This window comes from Nocardioides sp. Iso805N (assembly GCF_000364605.1).
Lineage (GTDB): Bacteria > Actinomycetota > Actinomycetes > Propionibacteriales > Nocardioidaceae > Nocardioides.
Genome location: NZ_KB822576.1, coordinates 202,420 through 228,662 on the forward strand (window position 1 = coordinate 202,420; position 26,243 = coordinate 228,662).

Annotated in this window: 28 protein-coding genes; 11 read left to right on the forward strand and 17 right to left on the reverse strand. The window is 69.5% G+C overall.

The window, feature by feature from the left end:
* Positions 1-43: 43 nt before the first annotated feature.
* Genes dxs through H036_RS0105250 form a run of 3 tightly spaced genes read right to left on the reverse strand, consistent with a single transcriptional unit; the run spans position 44 to position 3,332 of the window.
* Positions 44-1,942, reverse strand: a complete 1,899-nt coding sequence (gene dxs / locus H036_RS0105240; protein WP_017933727.1) for a 1-deoxy-D-xylulose-5-phosphate synthase — start codon at positions 1,940-1,942, stop codon at positions 44-46.
* A gap of 23 nt (positions 1,943-1,965) precedes the next feature.
* Positions 1,966-2,907: an SMP-30/gluconolactonase/LRE family protein gene (locus H036_RS0105245; RefSeq protein ID WP_017933728.1), complete on the reverse strand. Its 942-nt coding sequence runs from the start codon at positions 2,905-2,907 to the stop codon at positions 1,966-1,968.
* The gene (locus tag H036_RS0105250; RefSeq protein ID WP_017933729.1) at positions 2,904-3,332 is read right to left on the reverse strand and encodes an NUDIX domain-containing protein; all 429 of its coding nucleotides are present in this window, start codon (positions 3,330-3,332) and stop codon (positions 2,904-2,906) included. The genes H036_RS0105245 and H036_RS0105250 overlap by 4 nt, the downstream gene beginning before the upstream one ends.
* Positions 3,333-3,408: 76 nt before the next feature.
* On the opposite strand from H036_RS0105250, the gene H036_RS0105255 reads away from it, so the two are divergent.
* Positions 3,409-3,642 carry a hypothetical protein gene (locus tag H036_RS0105255; protein WP_017933730.1) on the forward strand — a complete coding sequence of 78 codons (234 nt, stop codon included), beginning with the start codon at positions 3,409-3,411 and terminating at the stop codon, positions 3,640-3,642.
* Here H036_RS0105255 and H036_RS0105260 read toward each other — a convergent pair.
* Together H036_RS0105260 and H036_RS0105265 are read right to left on the reverse strand one after the other, a co-directional pair.
* Positions 3,626-4,027: a secondary thiamine-phosphate synthase enzyme YjbQ gene (locus tag H036_RS0105260; protein ID WP_017933731.1), complete on the reverse strand. Its 402-nt coding sequence runs from the start codon at positions 4,025-4,027 to the stop codon at positions 3,626-3,628. The two genes, H036_RS0105255 and H036_RS0105260, sit on opposite strands and share 17 nt — an antisense overlap.
* A 44-nt stretch (positions 4,028-4,071) precedes the next feature.
* On the reverse strand, positions 4,072-4,371 hold the full coding sequence (locus H036_RS0105265; protein ID WP_017933732.1) for a thiamine-binding protein: 300 nt from the start codon (positions 4,369-4,371) through the stop codon (positions 4,072-4,074).
* 98 nt (positions 4,372-4,469) lie between these two features.
* Between H036_RS0105265 and H036_RS0105270 the strand changes: the two genes are divergently transcribed.
* Both H036_RS0105270 and H036_RS21905 read left to right on the forward strand, forming a co-directional pair.
* On the forward strand, positions 4,470-4,700 hold the full coding sequence (locus H036_RS0105270; protein WP_017933733.1) for a hypothetical protein: 231 nt from the start codon (positions 4,470-4,472) through the stop codon (positions 4,698-4,700).
* The gene (locus H036_RS21905; protein WP_017933734.1) at positions 4,693-5,391 is read left to right on the forward strand and encodes a hypothetical protein; all 699 of its coding nucleotides are present in this window, start codon (positions 4,693-4,695) and stop codon (positions 5,389-5,391) included. Before H036_RS0105270 ends, H036_RS21905 begins: the two co-directional genes overlap by 8 nt.
* Before the next feature lie 102 nt (positions 5,392-5,493).
* On the opposite strand, the gene H036_RS0105280 is transcribed toward H036_RS21905, so the two are convergent.
* Complete coding sequence (locus H036_RS0105280; protein ID WP_017933735.1) at positions 5,494-8,310, reverse strand: aconitate hydratase; 2,817 nt, start codon at positions 8,308-8,310, stop codon at positions 5,494-5,496.
* A 331-nt stretch (positions 8,311-8,641) separates the two neighbouring features.
* Here H036_RS0105280 and H036_RS24225 point away from each other — a divergent pair, with 331 nt between their 5' ends.
* Positions 8,642-9,391 (forward strand): DUF4232 domain-containing protein, encoded by a 750-nt coding sequence (locus H036_RS24225; RefSeq protein ID WP_017933736.1) that lies wholly within the window; start codon positions 8,642-8,644, stop codon positions 9,389-9,391.
* A 28-nt stretch (positions 9,392-9,419) separates the two neighbouring features.
* Here H036_RS24225 and H036_RS0105290 read toward each other — a convergent pair whose 3' ends face one another.
* Positions 9,420-10,289: an LLM class flavin-dependent oxidoreductase gene (locus H036_RS0105290; RefSeq protein ID WP_017933737.1), complete on the reverse strand. Its 870-nt coding sequence runs from the start codon at positions 10,287-10,289 to the stop codon at positions 9,420-9,422.
* A gap of 62 nt (positions 10,290-10,351) precedes the next feature.
* On the opposite strand from H036_RS0105290, the gene H036_RS0105295 reads away from it, so the two are divergent.
* Complete coding sequence (locus H036_RS0105295) at positions 10,352-10,846, forward strand: DinB family protein (protein WP_017933738.1); 495 nt, start codon at positions 10,352-10,354, stop codon at positions 10,844-10,846.
* Between the two features lie 42 nt (positions 10,847-10,888).
* On the opposite strand, the gene H036_RS21915 is transcribed toward H036_RS0105295, so the two are convergent.
* From H036_RS21915 to H036_RS0105315, 4 genes are all read right to left on the reverse strand, one after another.
* Positions 10,889-11,446 carry an N-acyl homoserine lactonase family protein gene (locus H036_RS21915; RefSeq protein WP_051068609.1) on the reverse strand — a complete coding sequence of 186 codons (558 nt, stop codon included), beginning with the start codon at positions 11,444-11,446 and terminating at the stop codon, positions 10,889-10,891.
* 88 nt (positions 11,447-11,534) lie between these two features.
* The gene (locus H036_RS21920) at positions 11,535-12,056 is read right to left on the reverse strand and encodes a pyridoxamine 5'-phosphate oxidase family protein (RefSeq protein WP_232421820.1); all 522 of its coding nucleotides are present in this window, start codon (positions 12,054-12,056) and stop codon (positions 11,535-11,537) included.
* 5 nt (positions 12,057-12,061) lie between these two features.
* Positions 12,062-12,811 (reverse strand): enoyl-CoA hydratase-related protein, encoded by a 750-nt coding sequence (locus tag H036_RS0105310; RefSeq protein WP_017933740.1) that lies wholly within the window; start codon positions 12,809-12,811, stop codon positions 12,062-12,064.
* Positions 12,808-12,993: a hypothetical protein gene (locus H036_RS0105315; protein WP_017933741.1), complete on the reverse strand. Its 186-nt coding sequence runs from the start codon at positions 12,991-12,993 to the stop codon at positions 12,808-12,810. The genes H036_RS0105310 and H036_RS0105315 overlap by 4 nt, the downstream gene beginning before the upstream one ends.
* Positions 12,994-13,091: 98 nt before the next feature.
* Here H036_RS0105315 and H036_RS0105320 point away from each other — a divergent pair, with 98 nt between their 5' ends.
* From H036_RS0105320 to H036_RS21925, 4 genes are all read left to right on the forward strand, one after another.
* On the forward strand, positions 13,092-13,754 hold the full coding sequence (locus tag H036_RS0105320) for a TetR/AcrR family transcriptional regulator (RefSeq protein WP_017933742.1): 663 nt from the start codon (positions 13,092-13,094) through the stop codon (positions 13,752-13,754).
* Complete coding sequence (locus H036_RS0105325; RefSeq protein ID WP_017933743.1) at positions 13,751-14,167, forward strand: VOC family protein; 417 nt, start codon at positions 13,751-13,753, stop codon at positions 14,165-14,167. Before H036_RS0105320 ends, H036_RS0105325 begins: the two co-directional genes overlap by 4 nt.
* A 69-nt stretch (positions 14,168-14,236) precedes the next feature.
* Positions 14,237-15,457: an ROK family transcriptional regulator gene (locus H036_RS0105330; protein WP_017933744.1), complete on the forward strand. Its 1,221-nt coding sequence runs from the start codon at positions 14,237-14,239 to the stop codon at positions 15,455-15,457.
* A gap of 344 nt (positions 15,458-15,801) precedes the next feature.
* Complete coding sequence (locus H036_RS21925; RefSeq protein ID WP_198289901.1) at positions 15,802-18,777, forward strand: beta-glucosidase family protein; 2,976 nt, start codon at positions 15,802-15,804, stop codon at positions 18,775-18,777.
* Between the two features lie 60 nt (positions 18,778-18,837).
* On the opposite strand, the gene H036_RS0105340 is transcribed toward H036_RS21925, so the two are convergent.
* Together H036_RS0105340 and H036_RS0105345 are read right to left on the reverse strand one after the other, a co-directional pair.
* Complete coding sequence (locus H036_RS0105340; protein WP_017933746.1) at positions 18,838-20,091, reverse strand: class I SAM-dependent RNA methyltransferase; 1,254 nt, start codon at positions 20,089-20,091, stop codon at positions 18,838-18,840.
* Entirely contained in the window at positions 20,088-22,124 is a 2,037-nt protein-coding gene (locus H036_RS0105345; RefSeq protein WP_017933747.1) for an APC family permease, read from the reverse strand. Before H036_RS0105345 ends, H036_RS0105340 begins: the two co-directional genes overlap by 4 nt.
* A gap of 118 nt (positions 22,125-22,242) precedes the next feature.
* Here H036_RS0105345 and H036_RS0105350 point away from each other — a divergent pair, with 118 nt between their 5' ends.
* Positions 22,243-22,890 carry a potassium channel family protein gene (locus H036_RS0105350; RefSeq protein WP_442852438.1) on the forward strand — a complete coding sequence of 216 codons (648 nt, stop codon included), beginning with the start codon at positions 22,243-22,245 and terminating at the stop codon, positions 22,888-22,890.
* Positions 22,891-22,895: 5 nt separating this feature from the next.
* Complete coding sequence (locus H036_RS0105355; protein ID WP_017933749.1) at positions 22,896-23,567, forward strand: potassium channel family protein; 672 nt, start codon at positions 22,896-22,898, stop codon at positions 23,565-23,567.
* A gap of 295 nt (positions 23,568-23,862) precedes the next feature.
* Here the strand turns inward: H036_RS0105355 and H036_RS0105360 are convergent, their stop codons facing one another.
* Genes H036_RS0105360 through dut form a run of 4 tightly spaced genes read right to left on the reverse strand, consistent with a single transcriptional unit; the run spans position 23,863 to position 26,194 of the window.
* On the reverse strand, positions 23,863-24,627 hold the full coding sequence (locus tag H036_RS0105360; RefSeq protein WP_017933750.1) for a DUF3159 domain-containing protein: 765 nt from the start codon (positions 24,625-24,627) through the stop codon (positions 23,863-23,865).
* Positions 24,624-24,983 carry an OB-fold nucleic acid binding domain-containing protein gene (locus H036_RS0105365; RefSeq protein WP_017933751.1) on the reverse strand — a complete coding sequence of 120 codons (360 nt, stop codon included), beginning with the start codon at positions 24,981-24,983 and terminating at the stop codon, positions 24,624-24,626. Before H036_RS0105365 ends, H036_RS0105360 begins: the two co-directional genes overlap by 4 nt.
* Before the next feature lie 49 nt (positions 24,984-25,032).
* The gene (locus H036_RS0105370; protein WP_017933752.1) at positions 25,033-25,716 is read right to left on the reverse strand and encodes a DUF3710 domain-containing protein; all 684 of its coding nucleotides are present in this window, start codon (positions 25,714-25,716) and stop codon (positions 25,033-25,035) included.
* Between the two features lie 34 nt (positions 25,717-25,750).
* Entirely contained in the window at positions 25,751-26,194 is a 444-nt protein-coding gene (gene dut / locus H036_RS0105375; protein ID WP_051068610.1) for a dUTP diphosphatase, read from the reverse strand.
* Positions 26,195-26,243: the final 49 nt, after the last annotated feature.

Here is a 26,243-nt window from a genome sequence, read left to right on the forward strand (position 1 = left end):
ACCACCGGGGCCCTTTCCTTTTGCCTGGTAGCGGCACGGCCGCTCAGTGCAGCGACGGCTCGGCGTCGGAGTGGTCCACCAGTGCGCTGAGCCGGGTGATGGTGTCCAGCGCGACCGCCTGCGGGGTCAACCCGATCCGGTCCAGGATGACGGCCCGCTTGGCGTGGTCGAGGAAGTCCTGCGGGATGCCGTGCAGCCGCACCGGAGTTCGCACGCCCGCCTCGGCGAGGGTCTGCAGCAACACCGCGCCCACGCCGCCCACCACGCCGTTGTCCTCGATGCTGACCACGAGCCGGTGTGCTGCGGCGAGCTCGATCAGGGCCGGGTCCACGGGCTTGACCCACCGCGGGTCGACGACGGTGACGCCGATGCCCTGGGCGACCAGTCGCTCCCCCACCTCGACGGCGGTCCCCGCCATCGCGCCGACGCCGACGACGAGCACGTCCTTGGTCCCGTCGCGCAGCAGTACGTCGCAGCCACCCGCCGTACCGACTGCGGGGATGTCCTTCGGCGGAGCGCCCTTGGGGAAGCGCACCACGGTGGGTGCGTCGTCGACCTCGACCGCCTCGTTCAGCAGCTCGCGCAGCCGAGCGGTGTCGCGCGGCGCGGCCAGCCGCAGACCGGGGACGACCTGCAGGATCGACATGTCCCACATGCCGTTGTGCGAGGCGCCGTCGTCACCGGTGACGCCCGCGCGGTCGAGCACGAAGGTGACACCGGTGCGGTGCAGCGCGCAGTCCATCAGGACCTGGTCGAAGGCCCGGTTGAGGAAGGTCGCATAGACCGCGACGACGGGGTGCAGGCCGCCGAGGGCGAGCCCGGCCGCCGAGGTGGCGGCATGCTGCTCGGCGATGCCTACGTCGAAGGTGCGCTCGGGGAAACGTGCCTGGAAGCCGTGCAGACCGACCGGGTGCATCATCGCGGCGGTGATCGTCACGATGTCTCGACGGCGCTCGCCGATCGCGACGATCTCCTCTGCGAAGGCGTCGGTCCAGATGCTGCCCTTCGGCGTCTCCGCGCCGGTCGCCACGTCGAACGGACCCGGGCTGTGGAACTGGTCGGCCTCGTGCTTCTCCGCAGCGTCGTAGCCGAAGCCCTTGCGGGTCATCGCATGCACGATCACCGGCCCGCCGAAGCCCTTGGCCTGGCGCAGCGCCTGCTCCATCGCGACCCGGTCGTGGCCGTCGACGGGGCCGACGTACTTCAGACCGAGGTCCTCGAAGAGACCCTGCGGAGCGACGGCGTCCTTGAGGCCCTTCTTCATCGCGTGCAGCACGTCATAGGCGGCGCTACCGATACCCGGCACGGCGTTGAGCCGGCGCTTGACCAGGTCGAGCACCTTCTCGTAGCGCGGGTTGGTCCGCAGCGAGGTCAGCGCGGTGGTCAGTCCGCCGACGGTCGGGGTGTAGCTGCGACCGTTGTCGTTGACCACGATGACCAGGCGGCTGTCCTTGGCCACCGCGATGTTGTTGAGTGCCTCCCACGCCATCCCGCCGGTGAGCGCACCGTCGCCGATGACGGCGACGGTGTGGCGGGCGTCGCCGCGCAGCCGAAAGGCCTTGGCGAGGCCGTCCGCGTAGGACAGCGCGGTGGAGGCGTGCGAGTTCTCCACGATGTCATGCTCGGACTCGGTCCGGCTCGGGTAGCCCGAGAGGCCGCCCTCCTGCCGCAGCGCACCGAACCGGTCGGCACGGCCGGTGAGCATCTTGTGCACGTAGGCCTGGTGACCGGTGTCGAAGACGATCCGATCGACCGGCGAGTCGAAGACCCGGTGGATCGCCAGGGTCAGCTCGACCACGCCGAGATTGGGACCGAGGTGACCGCCGGTCTTCGCGCAGGTCTCCACGAGCAGGTCACGGATCTCACTGGCGAGGAGGGTCAGGTCGTCGTCGGAGAGATCGTTCAGCTCGCGGGGCGAGGACAACGACGCGAGAACACCCATGCCCGGCAGTGTACGACGCCCGCTCAGCGCGACAGCACGACGCGAGCCACCGCCGACTGCTCCAGGCTCCCCAACCAGACGGTCCCGTCGTGCTCGCGCACTCCCGTCACCATGGCGTAGTGCTCGGCCGGAAGCTGGAGATCGTGCACCACCCGGCCGGCGACGTCGTAGGCCTGCACACGGACGCTGGGCTGGATCCTGGGCTGCAGCCACTCGGGAACCCGGGTGGCGCCGCGCTGGATCCACGACGGCGCGCGGTGCAGCCGCTCCAGCATCGTGTTGACAGGGCTGGCGATCGTCACCCAGATCAGCCCGTCCGAGCCGGTGGCGATGTTGTCCGGATGGCCGGGCAGGCCGGCGACGAGGAGGTCGCTGATCCCGGCGCGCTCGCCGGTGAGCCAGTGCCGTACGACGGTGCAGGCGCCCGTCTCCGCCACCGCGACGAACGACTCGTCGGGGGCCAGCGCCACGCCGTTGGCGAAGGCCAGACCGTCGAGCACGACGCTCACCTCGCCCGAAACGTCGAGTCGCAGCAGCCGCCCGGTGCGGGTGTTCTGCACCAGGTCGTCCTTCCACTGCGGCTGGCCGAAGCGGGTGGAGGAGTCCGAGAACCAGACGGTGCCGTCGGTCCCGATCGCCGCGTTGTTGCAGAACCGCATCGCTCGCCCGTCGACCTCGGCGACCCGGCGCTCCACCGCGCCGCTGCGCGGATCGACCAGCAGCAGGCCGAGGGTCGAGTCGCACACCAGCAACCGGCCGTCGGGGTAGAGTTCGATGCCGAGCGGGCGCCCGCCGGTCTGCGCGATCAGGTCCAGCCGGCGCCCATCGTGAGCGATCCGCCACAGCGAGCCGTCGGCGGTGCCGGTGTAGACGCAGCCCTCGTCCGGGCCGGCGGTGGCGACGAGGACGTCCTCACAGCCCTGGGCGGGCACGGGCAGGACCTCGAGGTCGGTGGGCGCCGTCATGGTCGCAGGGTGGCATAGACCTCGGACCCGAGGAACCCCGGAAGCACCGCGCGGGCGGAATCGCTCAACGGGAGGTCCAGGATCACCTCCGGATCGACGAAGACGATCTGGCGACCCTCGCCGAGCACGATGTCGGCGTCCGTCGCGGTGGTGGCGGCGGTGTAGAGCGCCATCCGGTCGTCGCTGGCCCGCTCGACGTGGTGGATGTCGTAGACGCCCACCAGCTGGAGCTCCTCGGGCGCGAGCACGAGGCCGGTCTCCTCGTGAAGCTCACGTACCGCTGCCTCGAGGAACGACTCCCCCGGCTCCACGTGCCCGCCGCTGGCCGCCCAGCGGTCCGGGGCGATCGGAGCGTGCTCGTCGCGCTCCTGCAGAAGCACCCAGCCACGGCTGTCGACGAGCAGGACGCAGGCGAAGTCGGTCATGCCCCTCACGGTAGCGACGGCCTGTCCCCCACCCCGGGCGCGTTGCACTGCTGGGCCGGGGTGGCAGACTCGGCCCATGGCTCTCGACAACACCCAGAAGGCCCGTCTCACCGTTGCCGCCGTCGCGGTCCAGGCCGCCATCGCTGCGGTCACCATCCGCGACATCAACCGGCGCCCGAAGGCCGGAGTGCGCGGCCCGAAGGCGATCTGGCGCCTGCTCGGGAGCGTCAACACCCTCGGCTCTGCCGCCTACTGGGTGATCGGCCGCAAGCGCACCGCACCGGCGGTGCTCGTCAGCCAAGAAAGCTGAACCGCACCTCGCGGACGTCGTTGTCGACGTTGAGGTCGACCAGGCAGACGCTCTGCCAGGTCCCCAGCGCCAGTCGTCCGTCGAGCACCGGCACGGTCGCGTACGGCGGGATCAGCGCGGGCATCACGTGCGAGCGACCATGACCGCGCGAACCGTGCCGGTGCCGCCAGCGGTCGTCCCTGGGCAGCAGCTCGTCCAACGCCGCCAGGAGGTCCTCGTCGCTGCCGGCACCCGTCTCGATGATCGCGATCCCGGCCGTCGCGTGTGGGACGAACACGTGCAGCAGACCGTCCCCGCGGCCGGCGGCGTACTCCCGGGCGTCGGCGGTGATGTCGAGCACCACCTCGCGGTCACCGGTGCGATAGGTCGTGGTCCGTGAGTCCATGCCCCCATGCTGCCGGGTGGCGCAACCCGCGGATGCCGTGGCGATCAGTCGCCGAGCAGCCTGTTGACCCGGTCGACCTTGGCCTGGAGCTGACCGGTGAACCCGGGACGGATGTCGGCCTTGATCACCAGCGAGACGCGCGGCGCGACCGCGACCACGGCGTCGGTGGCGCGCCTGACCACGTCGAAGCACTCCTCCCACTCGCCCTCGATGGTGGTGAACATCGAGGTGGTCTCGTGCGGCAGACCGGACTCGCGCACCACCTTGACGGCGGCGGCGACGGCCTCGGCGACGCCGCCGCTCTCATCACCGGTGGTGGGGGCGACGCTGAAGGCGAGAAGCATGGCTCCACCCTAGGGGCAGGCCACGAGGTCGATCGGTGACGGTAGGGTCACCGAACCAACCACGCGCGCGTCGGGTCGCGCGCCGGCGGAAGGACTCCATGAGCACCGCACTGCAGCACCTTGCCCATCGCCTGCGGGTGCCGGTCGACCAGGTGCCGGTACTGGGCGAGCACGACGAGGCCCGGATCCTGGCTTACGAGAAGCTCGTGCACCGGGCGATGGATCGTGAGGGCGCTGCCCTGACCCACGCCCTGGAGGAGGCGCTCACCTTCGTCCCGCGCCTGCTGCGGCCGGTGGCGAAGAAGCTGCTCGGCGGCGCGCATGAGTGAGCTGCGCACCCGGATCGAGATCACCAAGCTGGCCCGCGAGCTCGACGTCGAGGAGACCGAGCTCGACTACCTCAGCGCCAGCAGTCCCGAGGAGCTGCGCGAGCTGCGCCGGGTCACCGGCGCCGCGCTCTTCGCGCGGCACGAGGCCCGACTTCGGATGCTCGCCTCGGCGAGCGGGATCCTGCCCGCTGGGGTGACGGCGAAGATCGCGGAGAACGCGATGGGACCCCGCCTGAGCGCACGGTTGGTCAGCGTGATGGAGCCCGAGGCGGCGGCCCGGGTGGCCGGCCACGTCTCCCCCGAGTTCCTGGCGGCGCTGGCGGTCGGGCTCGACCCGCACCGGGTGCGGCCGATCCTGGCGCTGCTGCCCGCCGAGACGATGCTCGACATCGCCCGCAGGCTGATCCGGTCGGGCCAGCTGATCGCGTTGGCCCGGTTCGTCGCGGTCGTGGAAGCCGACATCATGGTCACGATCGCGGAGGAGGCGAGCGGCGCCGACCTGCTGCAGATCGTCCTCTACGCCGACGAGGAGACCGGGCTCGCGACCCTCTTCCGCAGGCTGCCCGAGCCGACGCTGTCCGAGATCCTGGACGCGGCCGGGGACGCCCAGGAGCGCGACGTCGTACTCGAGGTGCTGGCGGTGCTCGATGCGGAGGCACGGGACCGGGTGCTCGCTGCCGCGGGTCACTGACGGTTTTGACCCCTGGGGGTCAAGACCGCCACCCAACCACAGACGCACACGACCCGCCCCCGAATCCGGGAGCGGGTCGTGTGGTGGTTCAGCCGGTCAGCGTCAGTTGTTGTTGACCAGGTTGCGCAGCACGTACTGCAGGATGCCGCCGTTGCGGTAGTAGTTGGCCTCACCGGGGGTGTCGATACGGACGATCGCATCGAAGCTGACACCCGAGTCGGTGGTGACCTTGACCGTCTTCGGCGTGGTGCCGTCGTTGAGCGCGGTGATACCGGAGATCGAGAACGTCTCCTCACCGGTCAGACCGAGCGAGTCGGCGTTCTGCTCGGCCGGGAACTGCAGCGGGATGACGCCCATACCGATGAGGTTCGAGCGGTGGATGCGCTCGTAGCTCTCCGCGATGACCGCCTTGACGCCCAGCAGCGAGGTGCCCTTGGCCGCCCAGTCACGCGACGAGCCGGAGCCGTACTCCTTGCCGGCCAGGACGACCAGCGGGATGCCGGCGGCCTGGTAGTTCACCGACGCGTCGTAGACGGCGGCGACCGGAGCGTCCGCCTGGGTGAAGTCGCGAGTGACGCCACCCTCGGTGCCCGGGGCGACCTGGTTCTTGATCCGGATGTTGGCGAAGGTGCCGCGGATCATGACCTCGTGGTTGCCTCGACGCGAACCGTAGGAGTTGAAGTCGCGCTGGGCGACGCCGTTCTCCGCGAGGTAGCGACCGGCCGGCGAGTCGGCCTTGATGTTGCCCGCGGGGCTGATGTGGTCGGTGGTGACCGAGTCGCCCAGCTTCAGCAGCACACGGGCACCGTCGATGTCGGTGACCGGCGAGGGGGTCAGGGACATGCCGTCGAAGTACGGCGCCTTGCGCACGTAGGTCGAGTCCTGCTCCCACGTGAACGTCGAGCCGGTCGGGGTCGGCAGGTTCTGCCAGCGCTCGTCACCGGCGAAGACGTCGGCGTAGTCCTTGGCGAACATCTCCGAGGTGATCGAGGAGGCGATGACGTCCTCGACCTCGGTCGGGGTCGGCCAGATGTCCTTGAGGAAGACGTCGTTGCCGTCCTGGTCCTGACCGAGCGCGTCGTGGAACAGGTCGATGTCCATCGTGCCGGCGATCGCGTAGGCGATGACCAGCGGCGGGGACGCCAGGTAGTTCATCTTGACGTCCGGGTTGATCCGACCCTCGAAGTTGCGGTTGCCCGAGAGCACCGACACGACGGCCAGGTCGTTCTCCTGGACCGCTGCCGAGACCTCGGGGATGAGCGGACCGGAGTTGCCGATGCAGGTCACGCAGCCGTAGCCGACCAGGTTGAAGCCGAGCTTCTCGAGGTACGGCGTCAGCCCGGACTTGTCGTAGTAGTCCGAGACGACCTTCGAGCCCGGGGCCAGCGTCGTCTTGACCCACGGCTTGCGGACAAGGCCCTTCTCGACCGCCTTCTTCGCCAGCAGGGCCGCACCAAGCATGACCGACGGGTTGGACGTGTTGGTGCACGAGGTGATCGAGGCGATCGTGACCGCCCCGTGGTCGAGCACGAACCTCGAGCCGTCCTCGAGGGTGACCTCGGTCGGGTTGCTCGCGCGACCGCCGTCCTTGGGCGCGGCCGAGAGGTGGTTGTCCGGAGCGGGCGAGCCGTTGCCGCCGCTGTAGGACGGAGCGTCCGAGCCGGGGAAGCTCTCGGCGACGGCCTCGTCGTAGCCCTGCTCGTCGCTCGCGTTGCCGGCGTAGTCGACCAGAGCGCCGCGGAAGGCGGTCTTGGCGTCGGTCAACTGGACGCGGTCCTGCGGACGCTTCGGGCCGGCGATCGAGGGGACGACCGTCGAGAGGTCCAGCTCGAGCTTCTCGGAGAAGCGCGGCTCAGCGGCGGGGTCGAGCCACAGGCCCTGCTCCTTGGCGTAGGACTCGACGAGCTTGAGCTGCTCCTCGCTCCGGCCGGTGAGCTTGAGGTAGTTGATGGTCTCCTCGTCGACCGGGAAGATCGCGATGGTCGAGCCGAACTCAGGCGACATGTTGCCGATGGTGGCGCGGTTGGCCAGCGGCAGTGCGGAGACACCGGCGCCGTAGAACTCGACGAACTTGCCGACCACACCGTGCTTGCGCAGCATCTCGGTGATGGTGAGCACCAGGTCGGTGGCCGTCGAGCCCTCCGGGAGGTCGCCGGTGAGCTTGAAGCCGACCACGCGCGGGATCAGCATCGAGACGGGCTGGCCCAGCAGCGCGGCCTCCGCCTCGATACCGCCGACGCCGAAGCCGAGCACGCCGAGGCCGTTGACCATGGTGGTGTGCGAGTCGGTGCCGACGCAGGTGTCCGGGTAGGCCTGCAGAACGCCGTCGACCTCGCGGGTGAAGATCGTGCGGGCGAGGTGCTCGATGTTGACCTGGTGCACGATGCCGGTGCCCGGCGGCACGACCTTGAAGTCGTCGAAGGCGGTCTGGCCCCAGCGCAGGAACTGGTAGCGCTCGCGGTTGCGGTCGTACTCGATCTCGACGTTCTTGGCGAACGCCTCCGGCGTACCGAACGCCTCCGCGATCACGGAGTGGTCGATGACCATCTCAGCAGGGCTGAGCGGGTTGATCTTGGTCGGGTCGCCGCCGAGGTCGGCAGCGGCCTCACGCAAGGTGGCCAGGTCGACGATGCAGGGCACGCCGGTGAAGTCCTGCATGATCACGCGCGCCGGCGTGAACTGGATCTCCTTGTCCGGGTCCGCGTTCTGGTCCCACCCGGCGAGCGCCTTGATGTCGTCCGCGGTGATGTCCGCACCGTCCTCGGTGCGGAGCAGGTTCTCCAGGAGAACCTTGAGCGAGAACGGGAGCGAGGCGACGTCGAGGCCCTCACCCTTCACCGCATCGAGGCGGAAGATCTCGTAGGACTTGCCGTCCACGTCCAGGGTGCTCTTGGCACCGAAGCTGTCCTGACTGGCCAACGCTCACATCTCCTAGGTTCAAGCGACGGGCTGTGAAGTCTTCAACGCCATCCTGCCGCCTGCTGACACGGGCGGGAAAGTAAGGCTCCCCTTGCTTCGGGAGTGATTCACCCAGGCCTAACGTCTTGATATCAAGATACACGAGATCGAGGGATTTTTCAGATCTGCCGATCACTGGGCGAAGGGGCGTCGCCTGGGTGTAGACCCAGCATGGAGCAAGCCCTCGATGCGACAGGAGAGGTCCCGATGGCCGGGACCGACGACTCGTTCGAAACCTGGGGGCGGCCGCTCCAGGCCCGGCTCGCGTGGCGCGACAGTTGGAGGCAGCACGATGACCGAGAACCCCGGGCACCGCGACGAGATCGGTCAGGCGCTGCGCTGGCGGGTCGCAGGGGTGGCCGCCGCCGTTCTGCTCGTGGCGGGCGGGATCAGCGTCGCCGTCGGCGTCCTCGCTCACGGGGCCGATCGCAGCCTGCCGCTGAGCGCTCCGACGAGTTCGACCAGCGTGACCGGCGCGACCACACCTGCCGGGGCCGTGCCGTGGAAGGCGCTCCCGACGACCGATCCGACGCCGGCGAAGACCGCCCCAGCGTCTCCGGACCCGGCCGCGGCCGAGGGCGTGCAAGCCTGCATCTCCGGCGACCTGCATGCTGAGATCAGCAAGATCGCCGGTGCCATGGGAACCGCCTACCGTCACCTCACCCTGACGCTTCGAGGCACCAGCCCCTGCCGGATCGAGGGCTACCCGACCATCCAGCTGATGAGTCACGGCCATCCCCTCGATCTGCCGCTGATGCATGAAGCGGGCGGCATGCCGTTCGGCCGCGCGGAGCCGGTGCTGGTCGCCCCCGACGAGCCGGCCGTGATCACCATCGCCTGGGCGGTCTCGCACTCGTGCCCCGTGGTCGACAACGACGCGCTCCGGGTGACGTTGCCAGGGACCACGTCCGTTCTCAGCTTCTCCGGTTTCGGCACCAGCAGCTGCGACACCACCGAGACGTCCCCTGCGCCACTCATGGTCGGACCGGTCCACCCGCCGACCCCCGTCCGGCACACAGAATCTCGCCGTACGACGGCGTGACCGAGAGCTGGCCGACGTTCGTGTGGCGTCAGCGTGCGGCGAGCACCTCGGCATGCACCCGTACGTCGGAGGCAACGTCCGCGGCCGGCAGCCCGAACGGCCCGTAGACCACCAGCTCGTCGAAGCCCAGCTCGCCGGCTCGACCGATGGCGTCCTGGTAGGCCGCCACCGACGCGGTCGGTCGGACGGTGCCGAACCCGAGCAGCAGCGAACGGCGCAGCGTCCCCGGTTCGCGCCCGGTCTTCTCACAGGCGTCGTCGAGCCGCTCACACTGCTCACGCACCAGCGTCCAGTAGGCCTCCGGCTCGAGCCGGCTCGCCTCCCAGCCCCCGTAGGTGTTCCAGCCGTCGGCATAGCGCGCCGTCAGCGCGAGTGCTCGCGGCCCGTGCGCGGCCAGCAACAGGAACGGCCGGTCCGTGCCCTCGGGCAGCGCCACCGTCTCCAGACCCTCGAACCCGCGCGCCGTGCCCCGCCACTGCGTGGCCCCGGCCCAGACCGCGTCCAGTCCGACGACCAGGTCGGCGAAGCGCTCACTCATCTCCCGCGTGGTGAGGGGCGTGCCGGTGTCCGCCAGCGGCTCCCGCGGCGACCCGGCGCCCACGCCGAGGATCAGCCGGCCACCCGAGACGTCCTGGACCGTGGCGGCACGACGCGCCAGCGAGACCGGCGAGTGCAGCATCGCCGAGGCGACCAACGGGCCGAGCTCGATCCGCTCGGTGACGGTCGCGGCAGCTGCCAGGGTGGCGAAGCCGTCGGCCAGCCAGCCCCCGGCCGCGGTCGGATGCGTCAGGTGGTCGTAGACGTACGCCGCGTCGTACCCGATCTCCTCCATCAGCCGGAAGTCGGCCGCGAGCTGCCGCCAGGGCCGGGTCTGGACGATGACGACGCCGAGTCTCATGTGCCGATCGTCGCACGGGGCGGTTCGTCACAGCATCGACCTCCGACCGATACGTTGCTCCGGTGAGCACTCACGAGCCCTCGGACTTCAGCGCGAGCATCGGTGAGCAGCTCGCCAGCTTCATCGATGAGCACCGAAGCGGATTGACCGTCTGCCTCGACGGGCTCTCCGAAGCAGAGGCCCGCCAGCGGCTGGTGCCGTCCAAGACGACGCTGCTCGGACTCGTGAAGCACGCGACCTTCGTTGAGCGGGTGTGGTTCGACGAGGCCGTCACGTGCCGCCCCCGCTCCGAGATCGGCATCCCCCTCGATCCGGACGAGTCCTTCGATCTGACCGAAGCGGACACGATCGCATCGGTGAGGACTGCCTACGTGCAAGCGTGCGTGGCGTCGCGCAAGGCTGTGGAGCACCTCGGCGTCGATGACATCGTCAACGGCAACCGACGTGGCCCGCTCCCGATGCGCTGGGTCTACCTGCATGTCCTGCGTGAGCTCGCCCAGCACTGCGGACACGCCGACATCCTGCGCGAACAGGTGCTGGCCTCACGGCCGCGCTGAGCGCTCGGATCCGTTCGTCAGGGAGCCGTGCGCCTTTCGCGTTCACGGGAGCTTGACCTCCCCTTCACCGCCGAACCGCGCCCAGTCCTCAGGGTCGTGGTTGACCCAGACAGCGGCGTCGAGTGCGTCGGCGACGGCACGCAGACGCTGGATGGATCGAACCGCGCGCTCGGTGCTCCAGTCCCATCCGCTCGGCAGGATCTGGGTGAGCCCGATCTGGAGGTGCACCGCGTCGCCGGTGAGGATCAGCGGGCCGTTGTCCATGGTCAGCAGGAGGCTCTGGTGACCCGGCCTGTGTCCGGGTGTCGAGAGGATCTGAACGCTCCCGTCCCCGAATACGTCGTGGTCGCCGTGGAGTGGGTGCCAGTCGAAGCCGCGGGTGAGCTCGATGTCCTCGCGTCGGAAGTGCCCCTCGAAGGCAGCCGTGTGCGGCCACAGCGCGTAGGGCAGGTCGTCGGCACCGGCGTAGAGCTTCGCGTGCGGGAACAAGTGCAGTCCACCGGCGTGGTCGCAGTGTGGGTGGGACAGCACGACGTGGGTGATGTCGGCGCAGCTCAGCCCGAGCGCCCCGTTGTCGGTCGATGCGCTGCTCGGGCTCAAACTCCAGGCCCATGTGGGTCAGCAATGCTCCGTAGGTGCCAACCGGGTCCTCGGCCGCGGAGGGCGCCATGCCGGGACGGGGTTGCCGTCAGCGGGTACTTCCGGGGCCGCGCGCGCCGCTCGACGGCTGTAGCGCGGGGTTCTTGCGGAAGTCCCAGCTGGTGACCTTGGTCGGGGTGACCCGCAGCCAGCCGTGCCGGCCATCGGCGACGAAGGTGTCGCTGCCGGCGTACTTGCGTGCGAAGAGCAGCTCGGGTTGGACCAGGTCCGGGTTCGGTGCCGACGTCCGGGGTGCCTCGCCGACGACCTCGACCGTGCCGTTGATCTCCACACCGCGGAGCTCGTGGAAGTCGTGCCCGGCGTCGATCACGACCGCGACATGGGGGTCACGCATCAGGTCGGTCCAGCGCTGGCTCTTGGTCAACGAGTTGAGCCAGAGGTGCTTCCCGTCCCAGACGAACCACAGAGGTACGACGTGGGGCAGGCCGTCGCCGCCGACGGTTGCTACACGACCGATACGCTCGTGGTTCAAGAACGCGTCCATCTCGTCGGGAGTCATCGCGATGCGGCGGCCGCGGCGCTGCTCCTTCATCGGGGTGTCGTCCGCCATCGTCGTCACTGACCGTTCCATTGAGGTTGTCTCTTCTCCAGGAAGGCAGCGACGCCTTCCTGCATGTCCTGGGATGCCATCGTCGACTCGGCCGCCCGAGCGGTGGCCTGCCATCCGTGCTCGTCTGCTGCTTGGTGGAGCTCGGCGACGGCCGCGAGTGTGGTCCTGACCGCGAACGGGGACGAGCGACAGATGTCCTCAGCCACCCCCAGCGCGGTCTCGAGCGCGTGGCCCGGCTCCGCGAGGCGGCTGGCCAGACCCAGCGCGTACGCGCGCTCTCCACTGAGCTCGGCGCCGGTGACCAGCAGGTCTTTGGCGACGTGGAGCGGGAGTGCTCGAAGTGCCCTGAAGAGTGCCCCCGACGTCGCCACCAGCCCTCGCCGCGTCTCGGGCAGGGCGAAGCGGCAGTCGCTCGCGGCGACGATGATGTCGCAGGCGAGCGCGATCTCGAATCCCCCGCCGAAGGCGACACCTTCCACGGCCGCGACGAGCGGCTTCGCGCGCTGCCGGCGGATCAGGCCGTACTCACCGCCGCGCTCCGTGCGGGCGTCACGGCCGTTGACGAGGTCGGTGCCGGCCGAGAACAGCGACGTCGTGCCGGTCAGGACGCCGACCCAGAGTTCGGGATCGTCGTCGAGCCGGTTCAGCGCGGCATCGATCCCCAGCGCCGTGTCGACGTCGATGGCGTTGCGCTTCTCGGCCCGGTCGATCCGCACCACCAGGATGCGGCCACGCTGCTCCGCGTGAACGGTCACGACGACTGCTCCGCGGTCGGCGGCAGACCCACGTGTGGGAACAGGTCGAGGAAGGAGCCGATGGTGATCCGCTTCCTAGCGTCCTCGCCGACGTTCTTGAACAGGTGCCGCAGCGTGTCCTGCGCATGGCCGAAGCCGCCCTTCATGTGCGAGGCGCCCGAATGCACCCAGGTCTTGTCCATGCTTCTCCTTCGCGCTCCAAACCCGACAGATGTGTCAGGTAAGCGCTGCGTATCGAGTGTGCGGATACCCGACAGATCTGTCAAGTAAGGTGGCGGGCATGACGAGCGGGGTTCGGAAGGCGCAGGCGTCCAAGTCGGACCCGGTCCGCCAGCCCGTGAGCGCCCGCGGACAGCGGACGCATGCAGCGCTCCTCAAGGCGGCGCGCGAGGCGTTCGAGCAACAGGGCTTCGGCGAGGTGAACGCCACCGAGATCGCGAGCCGCGCCGGCGTGGGCTACGGCTCCTTCTACGCCTACTTCACCTCGCGAGACGACATCTTCACCGCCGTCGCCGACCAGTTCCTCCAAGAGGTGCACGACCTCTCGAGAGCACCGGCCGACGTCACCGAACCGCTTGCGCGCTTCACCGCCGAGAACCAGCGGTTCTTCCGCCTCTACCGGAAGAATGCCCGGATGTTCCAGCTGGTCGAGGAGCGCGCTGCTGTCGACGAGGAGTTCCGCACCGCGTGGCGCGCCCTTCGTCGCCAGTACGTCGGTCGGATGGCTCGCAACCTCAAGCGACTCGAGCAGCAGGGCGCCATCGAACAAGGCCTCGACCTGCCCTACACCGCCGAGGTGCTCTCGGCGATGGTGGAGCGGGCTGCGCATCTCTCAGCCCTGGTGCCAGAACAGGACGACATCAGGCTGCTGCAGGCGCTCGAGGACACCTGGAGCCGCGCCCTGGGCTACGCGGGCCGTTCGCTCGATACTTGGGAGGCATGACGTCCCGACTCACCGAGATCAACGTCGACTGCATGGATCCCCACCGGCTCGCAGGCTTCTGGTGCGCGGCGCTCGGTTACTCGGTCCTCGAAGCCACCGACAGCCTCGTCGAGATCGGCCCAGACCGTCGGCCCGATGCACAACTGCTGGACGCCGTGCGCCGCGAGCCGGTCGCAGCATCGCTGTTCTTCGCGTTGGTCCCTGAACGCAAGAAGGTCAAGAACCGTCTGCACTTCGACCTCTCGCCGATCGATTGCACACAGGCCGACGAGATCGCCAGGCTTGAGGCGTTGGGAGCGCAGCGCGCGGACGTCGGCCAGACCGGCGCCGAGTCGTGGGTGGTGATGGCCGACCCGGAGGCGAACGAGTTCTGCGTACTCCGCAGCCTGGCACCGGGCCAGTTCGACGTGTGAGGCACCCATCCCTCCGCTGCCCATGATCGTCGCGGGGAACACCCGAGTGACTGGCGCTACCGTGGCGCCGTGACCAACGAGCTTGCCGAGGAGCCCGACACCGCGCCGAGCGGCAAGGCCGTCCGCGCGGTCCGGACTGCGCTGTTGGTGCACGGCCCCCAGTCACGTGCAGAGCTTCAGAAGCGCACCGGTCTTGCCCGCTCCACGGTCGCCCGGGTTGCGCAGACCCTCGTCGACCAAGGCGTGGTGCGGGAGGTCACCGCTCCACACCGTTCGGCCCGGGGACGGCGGCCGGTGCTCCTCGCTCTGAACAGCTCCGACGATCTTGTCGGGTGTCTGGTGCTCTCGCACCGCGAGCTTCGAGCCTCGGTCCTCACCCTGGACGGGAAGACCGTGGCTGACGTTCGAGCCCCCACCGATCCGCTCTCGGCGGATTTCGACCTCGTCGGGTGCAGCGAGAGCCTCCTGCAATCAGCGATGACCTCCATCGATGCCGCATCCTCCCGCCTGATCGGCGTGGCCCTCGCCGTCCCAGGCCCCTACCAGCCCGGCGTCGGCCTTGTCGGCGTCCAGGAGCTCGCCGACCAGGTGCACCACATCCGCGGGGGCCAGCGGCTGCCCACCTGGATGACCCGTGACCCAGAAGTCGAGCTGGCCGACCGACTGCGCGTCCCGGTCGTCGTGGAGAACGACGCCAATCTGGCCAGCGTCGGCGAACACGGTTGGGGCGCCGCCCGCGAAGCCCGCATCGCTGTGGTCGTCACTCTGTACGACGGGTTCGTCGGTGCCGGTCTGGTCCTCAACGGCGAGCTGTGTCGAGGCGCGGCCGGCATGGCCGGCGAGATCGCACACGTGAGCGTCGTCGAAGACGGGCCGCGATGCATGTGCGGGCGCACCGGCTGCCTGGCCGCTGTCTTCGCCACCACCGAGCTGCGGGCGCCTGTCCAGGAGGGCAGTGGCCCTCTTCAACTCGTCGACGTGTTCACCCGGGCGGCGTTCGGCGGCTCCGCCGTTCTACCTGCGTTGCTGGACGCCACCCGGCACGTCGGCAAGGTACTCGCGGACCTCTCGATCTGGCTGAACCCTGACGTCATCGTCATCGAAGGACTCGACCCACGCGTTGCCGAGCGCGTCATCGCGATCTTGGAGGCCGAGATCGACGCGCGCGCCGGCCATGCCGTGGCGCGGAGCACCCGAGTGCTCGCCGGCACCCTGGGTGAGGACGCCACGGTCCTCGGCGGACTGGCCTCGGTGCGCCAGCGGTTGGCCATGTCAACCAACCACGGCTGAACTGCCGCTCTCCAGCCCACAACGGCACCGAGGCGCAGGCAGATCAATCCTAGCGATTATGCATGAATCGGTCATTTATCCCGGGATGAAGCGGATTCTTTCAGCCTCATTGACGCGTGACGCACGCCACTTTTAGAGTCCGAGAACCGATGGTCCGCGAGGTTCGAGCGTTGCGACCCAGCGCCTCAAGCCCCCGTAGACATGCCGATCCGGGCTTGCTCTCGGAGCGCTCACCCGTGCGCTCAAGCCTGCGACGCATGCTGCCTCGGCCACGTGCCGAGCCAGGGTCAGCGGGGTTCTTGCTGGTCCCTCACCGCCGAGTGCCCTGAAGAAAGGCTTCCTCGATGACAACACGACCACGACACATCGCGTACGCCGTAGCCTCCTCGGCTACAGCCATCGCGATGGGCGCCGCCCTCACGGCCGGGGCGGGCGATGCGGCAGCGGCCGCACCTCCCCACCTCGCAGCCGCTGCCGTCAGCTCCGCCACCGCGCGAATTCCAGCGGTGACAGGTGACGCGCGTGTCGACAAGCTGCTGACCCAGATGACGCCGACCGAGAAGATGACCCTCCTGTCCGGCGCCAGTGAGGATGCCTCGACCAACGAGTACGAGGCCGGCTACCTGCCCGGCGTTCCCCGACTCGGAATCCCCTCGTTGCGGCTCACCGACGGGCCACCGGGCATCGCCACCAGGCGCACGTCCACCGGCATGACCTCGACGATGGGCGTCGCAGCGACCTTCGATAACGCCCTCGCCCAGGAGAACGGCAAGGTCATCGGCCGCGATGCGCGAGCGCTGGGCCAAGACGTCGCGCTGGAGCCGTTCATCAACATCGACCGCGACCCGACGACGGGGCGCGGCTGGAACACGTTCGGCGAAGACCCTCTCCTGACCGGGTCCACCGGAGCCAGCGAGATCAAGGGCATCCAGAGCCAGGGCGTGATGGCCCAGGCCAAGCACTACATCGCCTACGACGGTGCCAGCGGGAACGTCGTGGTCGATCAGCAGACACTGCACGAGATCTACCTGGCGCCGTTCCAGGACGCGGTCGACGCCGGCGTCGCCTCCATCATGTGCTCCTACAACGCCGTGAACGGGCCGGCGGCGTGTGGGAACTCCACCACGCTGCAGACGATCCTGCGCGGCCAGCTCGGCTTCAAGGGCTTCGTCACTTCCGACTGGGGCGCGAACCACGCCACCGACTTCCTGGCCAAGGGCCTCGACATGGAGATGCCCGGCAATGGACTCGGCGGCGTGATCCCGCAGTACTTCTCGCAGGCCAACCTCACCCAAGCGCTCAATGCAGGCACCATCACTGAGGCAGAGATCAACACCGCGGTCGGCCGGATCCTCTACGAGTACGACCGCTTCGGCCTGCTCGACGGCAAGTCGAAGCACACCGTCACCGCAGAGTCGATCACTCAGAACGCGACCGTCGTCAAGCAGACCGGTGAGGAGTCCGCCGTACTCCTCAAGAACACCGGCAACGCCCTGCCGCTCAGCACCTCGGCACTGTCGGCCCTCGCCCTGATCGGGCCGGGCGCCGGCCAGACCATCGCCGAAGGCGGCGCCGGGGAGAGCTCGACCGGGCGCGCTGACCGCTGGATCGGCACGGTCGACACGCTCAAGAAGGCAGCACCGAACGCCGCGATCACCTACCGGCCGGGAGACGACCTGACCGGTACGCCGGTGCCCGCGTCAGCGCTGAGTCACGACGGGCAGCCGGGTCTGCTGCGCACCACGACAGCCTCCGGCGACACCGCAGTCGACGACCAGCTGAACTTCACGACCGCCCAGGGCAACGCCCTGCCGGCAGGCTCTGCCCACACCTGGACCGGCCAGATCACCGCACCCGAGGATGGCACGTACTCGATCAACTTCGGCGAGCTCGGCACCACCGGCACCGTCTCCATCGATGGCAAGCAGGTCGTCGCCACCGACAGCTTCATCACCGGCGCGCCGCGTTACGGCACGGTCAAGGCCGGAGATGCCGGCCCGCTGCCGACCACCGACGGCTTGAACAACAAGCGCGCATCGGTCGACCTGACCGCCGGCGCCCACGACATCACCATCACCCAGACCCCCGACGTGTCGGGCGACCCGGTGCAGGTCCACCTGTTCTGGACCACGCCGACCCAGGCCCAGGCGAATCACGACGCCGCGGTCAAGGCCGCCAAGAACGCCGACACCGCCGTCGTCTTCGCCTACGCCGATGCACAGGGCGGCAACCTCACCACGCCGCTCCCGGACGACCAGGACGAGCTGATCGAGGACGTGGCGGCGGCGAACCCCAACACCATCGTCGTCCTTCAGTCGAACGCACCCGTCGCGATGCCGTGGCTCTCACGGGTCAAGGCGGTCCTCGAGGGCTGGTTCCCCGGTGACGAGGGCGGTTGGTCGTTCGCGGACCTGCTCACCGGCGCAGCGAACCCCAGCGGTCGGCTGCCGTTCACCTGGCCGGCCGCGGCCTCTCAAGGCGTAGCCAGCGACCCGGCCCACCCTGAGCGCTCCTCGCGGGGTGTCGACCCGGGCACGAGCACGCCCTGCACCGCACCGTCCACCTTCGGCAGCATCCCCGACTGCGAGACCGACTACTCCGAAGGAGTCGACGTCGGCTACCGCTGGTACGCCGCGCAGCACGAGACACCACTGTTCCCGTTCGGCTTCGGCCTCTCCTACGCGAGGTTCTCCTACTCCGGGCTGAGGATCACATCCGCCAGCGACGGGGGCTTCAACGTATCGGTGCAGGTCAAGAACGTCGGGACCAGGGCCGGCTCAACCGTGCCGCAGGTCTACCTCGGGGCGCCGGCCCACAAGGCGGCCGGTGTCCAGTTCGCGCCCGTCGCCCTTGCCGGCTACGGCCGAGTGATGCTCGGCGCCGGGAGGTCGACGACGAAGACGATTCACGTCGGCAAGCGGCAGCTCGAGTACTGGTCGACGGCCGGCAACGCCTGGCGGCTTGCCACCGGCCCGCGTACGGTCCGGGTCGCCGACTCCGCAACCGCCAACGGCCCTTCCTCAAGGGTCACCGTCGTCGCGGGACATCTGAGGCCCTCCAAGAGGCCTCATGTGACCGGTAAGCCACGTGTAGGCCAGAGGCTGCGCGTCTCGAAGCTGACGTGGAGTGTCCAGGGCGTGGAGGTCAGGTATCAGTGGCTCCGCAACGGAAAGGCGATCGCGCACGCATCCCACGCCACCTACCGCGTTCGTCCAGCCGACTACCGAACGCGCGTCTCTGTTCGCATCACTGCGGAGAAGAGCGGCTACGCGCCGGGAGAGGTGACGGCCAAGGGCGTCCGGGTGAACCAGCGACGCTGATCCAGGCGACGGGACGACGGCGTCCTCGCTCCACAGGCCGTCCGTCGTCCCGTCTCCCCATCACCGCAGGTCAGAGCCGGTTTTCTCCAGCAGCGCGACGCATTCGACGTGGTGCGTCATCGGGAACAGGTCGAACCCCCGCAGGCTCGTCAACCGGTAGCGGTGCTCGGCGAAGATCGCCACGTCACGCGCGAGCGCCGCCGGGTCACAGGCGACGTAGGCGACCGCCCGCGGTTCACGGTCGGCCACAGCCTCCACGACCGGCCGCCGAGCGCCTTCGCGCGGCGGGTCGAGCACCACCAGGTCGAACCGCTCCGGGAAGGAGTCGAGCACGTCGGCGACGTCGCCGACGCTCACCTCCGCTGTGGGCACGTTCTGGCGGGAGTACGCCGAGGCTGTCGGCTCCCCCTCGATCGCCACCACCCGGCCGGACTCCCCCACCCGGTCGGCCAGGAAGGCGGCGAACAGGCCGACGCCGGCGTAGAGGTCGAGCACCGACTCGCCCGGCCGCGGGTCGAGCGCACCGAGCACCGCCTCGACCAGGGCGGTCGGTGCACCCGGGTGCACCTGCCAGAAGCCGTCGGCGGCCACGTCGAAGACGTGCGTCGTACCGGCTGCGCTGACGGTCTCCGTGACGGTCCGGGGGTCGGATGTCTCCTGAGGATCGCGCGCTGCCCCGGTGTCGAACGACTCCCGGGCATCGGGGCGGGCGATGAGGCAGTCGTCGATGGCGATGACGTCGTGGGAGCGGTACTTGCGCATCCCCTTGCCCGGTCCGACATAGCGCTGCCGGGTGCGCCAGCGCAGCCCGTCGACGTCGCCCGGCACCGCCTCGACCTCGAGGCCCGCGACCAGCGGGTCGGCGGCGTCGAGCCTGGCCAGCCGGACCAGCTGCTCGCGCACCACGGCGGCCTTGAGCTCACGCTGGGCGGGCACCGCTACATGTTGGAAGTCGCAGCCCCCGCAGCCGCCAGGACCGGCGTATCGGCACGGAGCCTCGACGCGGTCCGGCGACGCCTCGAGTACGTCGACGGCATCGGCGCGCCAGAACCGGTCGCCCTCGCCGCCTTCGGTGATCTCGATGATGACCCGCTCACCCGGCAGCGCGTGCCGGACGAAGACCACGCGCGTCTCCAGCACCTCGGCGTCGAGTGCACTCGAGGTCACCCGCGCGACCACGTGGCCACCGTGCGCCACCGGCCCGGCGGTCACCTCGAAGCGCTCCCCGACCCGAGAGCGGCCGCGAGCCTGCTTGGCACGGGCCTGGCGACCCCGGTTGTGGTGCGGGCGGCGGTCGCCGCGGGCGGTGCTCACTTGCCGATCTGACGGTTGCGGGTATCGACGGCGCGGCCGGCCCGCAGGTCGCTCGGGGCCACCCAGATCTCCTCGCGCAGCTCGCGGGCGCGCTGGGCCGAGGAGTGCAGCTGATAGGGCACCGAGATGACCATGACACCGGGCGTGAAGAGCAGGCGCCCCTTGAGCCGTAGGGCGGTCTGGTTGTGCAACGCCTGCTCCCACCAGCGGCCCACGACGTACTCCGGGATGTAGACGGCGACCACGCCGCGGGGGTTCGCCTTCTTGATCGCGGTGGCGTAGTCCACCACCGGGCGGATCAGCTCGCGGTAGGGCGAGTGCAGCACCTTGAGCGGCATCGCCATGTTGCGGTCGTCCCACTCCTCCAGCAGCGCGGCGGTGCCGGCGTCGTCGATCGAGACCGTGACCGCCTCGAGCACGTTGGGCCGGGTCGCCTGGGCGAACGCCAGCGCCCGCAGCGTCGGCTTGTGCAGCTTGGAGACCAGCACGATGGCGTGGACCCGGGTCGGCATGACCCTGTCCTCCTCGTCGGCAGCCAGCTCCTTCTCCACGTTGGTGTAGTGCCGGCGGATGCTCTTCATCACCAGGAAGAAGAAGACCATCGCCAGGATCGCGATCCAGGCTCCGGCGAGGAACTTGGTCAGCAGCACGATCACGAAGACCACCGCGGTCATGCCCAGGCCGAAGGCGTTGATGATCCTGGACCGGTGCATGCGCCGGCGGACCGCAGGGTCCCGTTCGGTCTTCAGGTGCCGGGTCCAGTGCCGGATCATGCCGAGCTGGCTGAGGTTGAACGAGACGAAGACGCCGACGATGTAGAGCTGGATGAGCCGGGTGGTCTCGGCGTTGAACGCCTGGATCAGGACGATCGCCAAGATCGCGAGGAACAGGATGCCGTTGCTGTAGGCAAGGCGGTCGCCGCGGGAGCCGAGCGCTCGCGGCGCGAAGCCGTCGCGGGCCAGGATCGAGCCGAGCACCGGGAAGCCGTTGAAGGCGGTGTTCGCCGCCAGCACCAGGATGATGCCGGTCATCGCGACCACGAAGTAGAAGCCCGGCGGGAAGTCGTGGAACACGGCCCGGGCGAGCTGGGCCACCACGGTGTGCTGCTCGTAGCCGGCCGGGAGCGGGTTGCCGTTCGCGTCGCGGAGGCGACCGACGTCGCCGGGATCGACGTACTTCAGGCCGATCGTGTTGGCCAACGCCATGATGCTCAACAGCATGCTGACGGCGATCGCACCGAGCAGCAGCAGCGTGGAGGCGGCGTTCTTCGACTTCGGTCGCCTGAACGCGGGCACGCCGTTGGAGATCGCCTCGACACCTGTCAGCGCCGCACAGCCTGAGGAGAAGGCGCGCGCGAGCAGGAAGATCAGCGCGACACCGCTCAGCGCGTTCTGGTGGTGGGCGTCGGGTACGACGGTCAGGTTGGCGCTCTCGACGGGGTGCAGCGAGCCGGTGGCGTACTGGATGAAGCCGTAGGCGCCCATGCCGAGGATCGCGAGCATGAAGCCGTACGTCGGGATCGCGAAGAACGTGCCCGACTCGCGGACACCACGCAGGTTCATGCCCGCCAGCACGATCACCAGCACCGTGGCGACAGTGGCCTCGTGGCCATGGATGAAGCCGAGCGCCGAGGCGGCGTTCTGCACACCCGAGGAGATCGAGACGGCGACGGTCAGCACGTAGTCGACCAGCAGCGCGCTGGCGACGGTGATGCCCGCATTGGGACCGAGGTTGACGGTCGCCACCTCGTAGTCGCCGCCGCCGGAGGGGTAGGCGTGCACGTTCTGCCGGTAGGACGCCACCACCGTGAGCATCACCAGGGCGACAGCGACGCCGATCTTCCACGACCACACGTACGCCGACGCTCCGGCCAGCGAGAGCATGATGAAGACCTCGTCGGGGGCGTAGGCCACCGACGAGAGCGCGTCGCTGGCGAAGACCGGCAGCGCGATCCGCTTCGGCAGCAGGGTCTCGCCCAGCTGCGAGCTGCGCAGCTTGCGGCCCAGCAGAATTCGTTTGGAGACGTCGCCCATGCCCACGACGAAGAGGCTAGGGCATGGACGCCCGCTCGGGTCTGTCGAGACGGTGTGGAGGACAAGTAGGCGTACCCGGGCGAAGTGCGGCTACGGTAGCCGCGTGCACGTCGTGATCATGGGCTGCGGCCGCGTGGGTTCCACGCTCGCCCGCGGCCTCGAGGACCGCAACCACACCGTGTCGGTGATCGACAGCGAGCCGGAAGCGTTCCGCCGTCTCGGACCCGCCTTCAACGGCGACAAGGTCACCGGCATCGGTTTCGACCAGGAGGTGCTGGAGAAGGCGGGTATTCGCCGCGCGGACGCCTTCGCCGCCGTCTCCAGCGGCGACAACTCGAACATCATCGCCGCCCGGGTGGCGCGCGAGACGTTCGGCATCCGCAACGTCGTGGCCCGTATCTACGACCCCGGCCGCGCCGAGGTCTACCAGCGACTCGGCATCACCACGGTCGCGACGGTGAAGTGGACCGCGGACCAGGTGCTCCGTCGGCTGCTGCCGCAGGGCAACGAGCCGGACTTCCGCGACATGTCCGGCACGATCCGGCTCGACTCCGTGCCCGCGCCGGAGATCTGGATCGGCCAGCGCACCATCCACCTCCAGGAGCAGTCCCGCTCCCGGATCGCCTGGATCGACCGACTCGGCGAGGGCGTCCTGCCCACCCGCGAGAGTGTCATCCAGGAGGGCGACGTCCTGCACCTCGTGATGCGCGAGGAGAACGCAGCGCACGCCTACAAAGCCATCAAGCACGGTCCAGAGGAGGGCTGACCGACATGCGTGTCGCCATCGCCGGAGCCGGCGCGGTCGGTCGCTCGATCGCCCGCGAGCTCATCGCCAACGGTCACGAGATCCTGCTCATCGACAAGGACCCCAACTCCATCCGCCCCGAGCGCGTCCCGGACGCGGAGTGGCTGCTGGCCGACTCCTGTGAGCTCTCCTCGCTCGAGGAGGCCCGGATGGAGCGCTGTGACGTGGTCATCGCCGCCACCGGCGACGACAAGGTCAACCTGGTCACCTCACTGCTGGCCAAGACGGAGTTCGGCGTCCCGCGGACGGTCGGGCGGGTCAACCACCCCAACAACGAGTGGCTCTTCACCGAGGCCTGGGGCGTGGACGTCAACGTCTCGACGCCACGGATCATGTCGGCTCTCGTCGAGGAGGCCGTCACCGTGGGCGACCTCGTGCGGCTCTTCTCCTTCCGGCAGGGCCAGGCCAACCTGGTCGAGCTCACCCTGCCGGCCGACAGCCCGTACGTCGGCAAGCCGTCGGGGCTGATCCCGCTCCCGGAGAACTGCGCGCTCGTGACGATCCTGCGCGACCGCAACGTCTACGTGCCCGCGCCGGAGGAGCCCGTGGAGGCCGGTGACGAGCTGCTCTTCGTCGTACCTGCCGAGAACGAGGACGCCCTCGAACGGCTGCTCGCCCCCGCCAACCACGGCGGCTGATCGACCCCACTGATCGACCCCGCTGATCGGGCTCTGCACTGGCAGCAGTGCAGAGCCCGATCTGTCTCCGCGCGCGGTGCGTGCGGTCGCGAAGCGCCAAAAGGGGCGCCGCCGGACGACGCGCCGCGACGAAGGAGCGCCGCGCGGCGGTAGGCCTGCCCCGCGGCGCTGCGCGGACGACCGCACCGCGCAACAGACATCCCGGATTCAACCGGGACGGAGGCCCGATTCAACCGGGACGGAGGCCCGATTCAACCGGGACGGAGGCCCGAATCAACCGGGACGGAGGCCCGATTCAACTCTCCAGCGGAGTCGCGTTCCGCGCCAGCAGCCAGACCATTCCGCCCCAGGCGACCAGCCGCAGCGGCCAGCCGATCCCGAGCCGGATGATGCCGAGCACCAGCACGGCGGCGTCCTTGTGCATCGCTCCGCCGTAGCCGAGCAGGATCACGATCCCCTCGACGATCGCCAGGATCGCCCCCGGGGCCAGGAAGAGCCAGGTCAGTCGGGTGCACAGCGAGACGATCTGACGGTTCTCGTGCCACTCCAGCGGATCGCCGGCGACGCTGCCGACCATGAAACCGATCGCGGGCCATCGCACCAGGCAGCTCAGCACCAGGCCCACGGTGTAGACACCGGTGATCACGACCCCCGGAACGAAGAACGCGAGTGCCTGATCCTCCTGGCTGCCACCCATCCCCCGGGCGATGTGGACCACCAGCCAGCCGATCGCGATCCCGACGATGGCGTTCGCGACGTACTGGATCGTGGAGCGCTGCACCAGCCGCAGCACCAGCGCGATGCCCGCGAGGGCGGCGCCGGCGATCAGCGCGACCCGGATGTCCTTGACGATCAGCCAGGCGGCGGTGAACGCGAGCCCGGGCAGGCCGGCCTCCAGCATGCCGCGACGGCCGCCGAGCGATGCCGACATCTGGCGGCGCACCACCGCCTCGACGGTCTCGACGTCGACGTGGTGGTCGGGGTGATCGGCGTCGGCGCCCGGCTGCGGGGCGGGATCGGTCATCGCGTCAGTCCCAGGATCGGCCGCGGCGTCACTCACGGGATGAGCTCGTAGCGGGGGTTGTAGATCGTGCGCATGCCGTCGTGCCGACCGATCCGGCCCTGCACCTGCAGCGAGCGCCCCGGCGTGATCCCGGCGATGCGACGCCGGCCCAGCCAGACCACCGTCACCACGTCAGTGCCGTCGAACAGCTCGGCCTCCAGTGCAGGTACGCCGCCGCGAGGCCGCAGGGTGACGGTCCGCAGCGTGCCGCGCAGGCGCAGCAGCTCCCGGTCGGGCGCCTCGGCGATCGGCGTGACCCCGGCGTCGGCGTACTCCTCCTGGAGGTCGCGCGCATGCTGGTCCTCGTTGTTCGCCCAGTTGCTCAGCGTCTGCCGCAGCCGCCCCTTGCTCATGCCAGCTCCTCGCTGGAAGCGGAGTGCAGCGAGCAGCTGAAGGGGGTGTTCACGCCTCCACCACCTGCTGCGCCTCGGGCGGGATGACGATCGGCAGGGCCTCGCCCTTGGGCATGGCGATCTTGCCGCGGCTGACGACGACGTGGTGCAGCACCTGCTCCCAGGCCTCGCCGACCTCCGGCTCGACCGCCGGGCGACCGAGGAACGTCACCCGCAGCAGCCAGCGCGGGCCGTTGATGCCGAGGATCCGGGAGGGCTGCACACCCTCCTGGCCATCGGGCATGGTCACGCTGAGCTGGCAGACCAGCTCGGGACCGAAGTTGCCGTCGCGCTGGACGACCTGGCCGCCGCGCTGCTGCACGTCGGCGACAAGTTGCGGCAGCACCTCGCCCCACAGGTCGCCGTTGCGAGGCGCGGCGAACGCACGCAGCTCGATGGCCCCCTCCTCACCGGTGAGCAGGACGGCCGCGATCTGGCCCGTGCTCTCGTCGACCTGGAGGCGCAGCTCGAGACCCTCGACCGCCGGGATGTGAAGGGAGCCGAGGTCGACCCGGTTCATCGCAGTGGCATCGGCGGGGATCTCGTCGACGTCGTAGGGACCGCGCGGGCCGCTCGACGCCTGGACGCTCTCGATGGTCGCCGCGTTGTCGCCCGCGGCCTCCCCGGCGGTCTCGGCAGTGGTCTCGGCGACCTCGGTCTGACCCTCGGTCCTGGACTTGCGGCGGAACTTCAACGGACTGCTCTCTCTGACGACTTCTCCCGCAGGCTCAGCCCTGCGAGAACCCTCCGGTAGAACCGTAGCCTCCCGCGCCCCGGACCGAGTCAGGAAGGACCTCGACCTCCACGAAGCGGGCGGTCTCCACGCGCTGGATGACCAGCTGGGCGACCCTGTCGCCGCGGCGGAGCGCGATGGTCTCCTGCGGGTCGAGGTTGATCAGCAGGACCTTGATCTCGCCACGGTAGCCCGCGTCCACCGTGCCCGGGGTGTTGACGATCGAGAGGCCGTGTCGAGCGGCCAGGCCGGAGCGCGGGTGGACGAGCGCGACGAAGCCGTGCGGCAGCGCGATCGCGATCCCGGTGGGCACCAGTGCTCGCTCCCCCGGGGCCAGCGTGATGTCGACCGTGGTGACCAGGTCTGCACCCGCATCCCCGGGGTGCGCATAGGCTGGCACCGCCAGATCGGCATCAAGGCGGAGGAGAGCTATGTCCACGGTCGGACCAGGGCTAGCGTCAGGCACGGGGCGGACCCTATCTCGCACC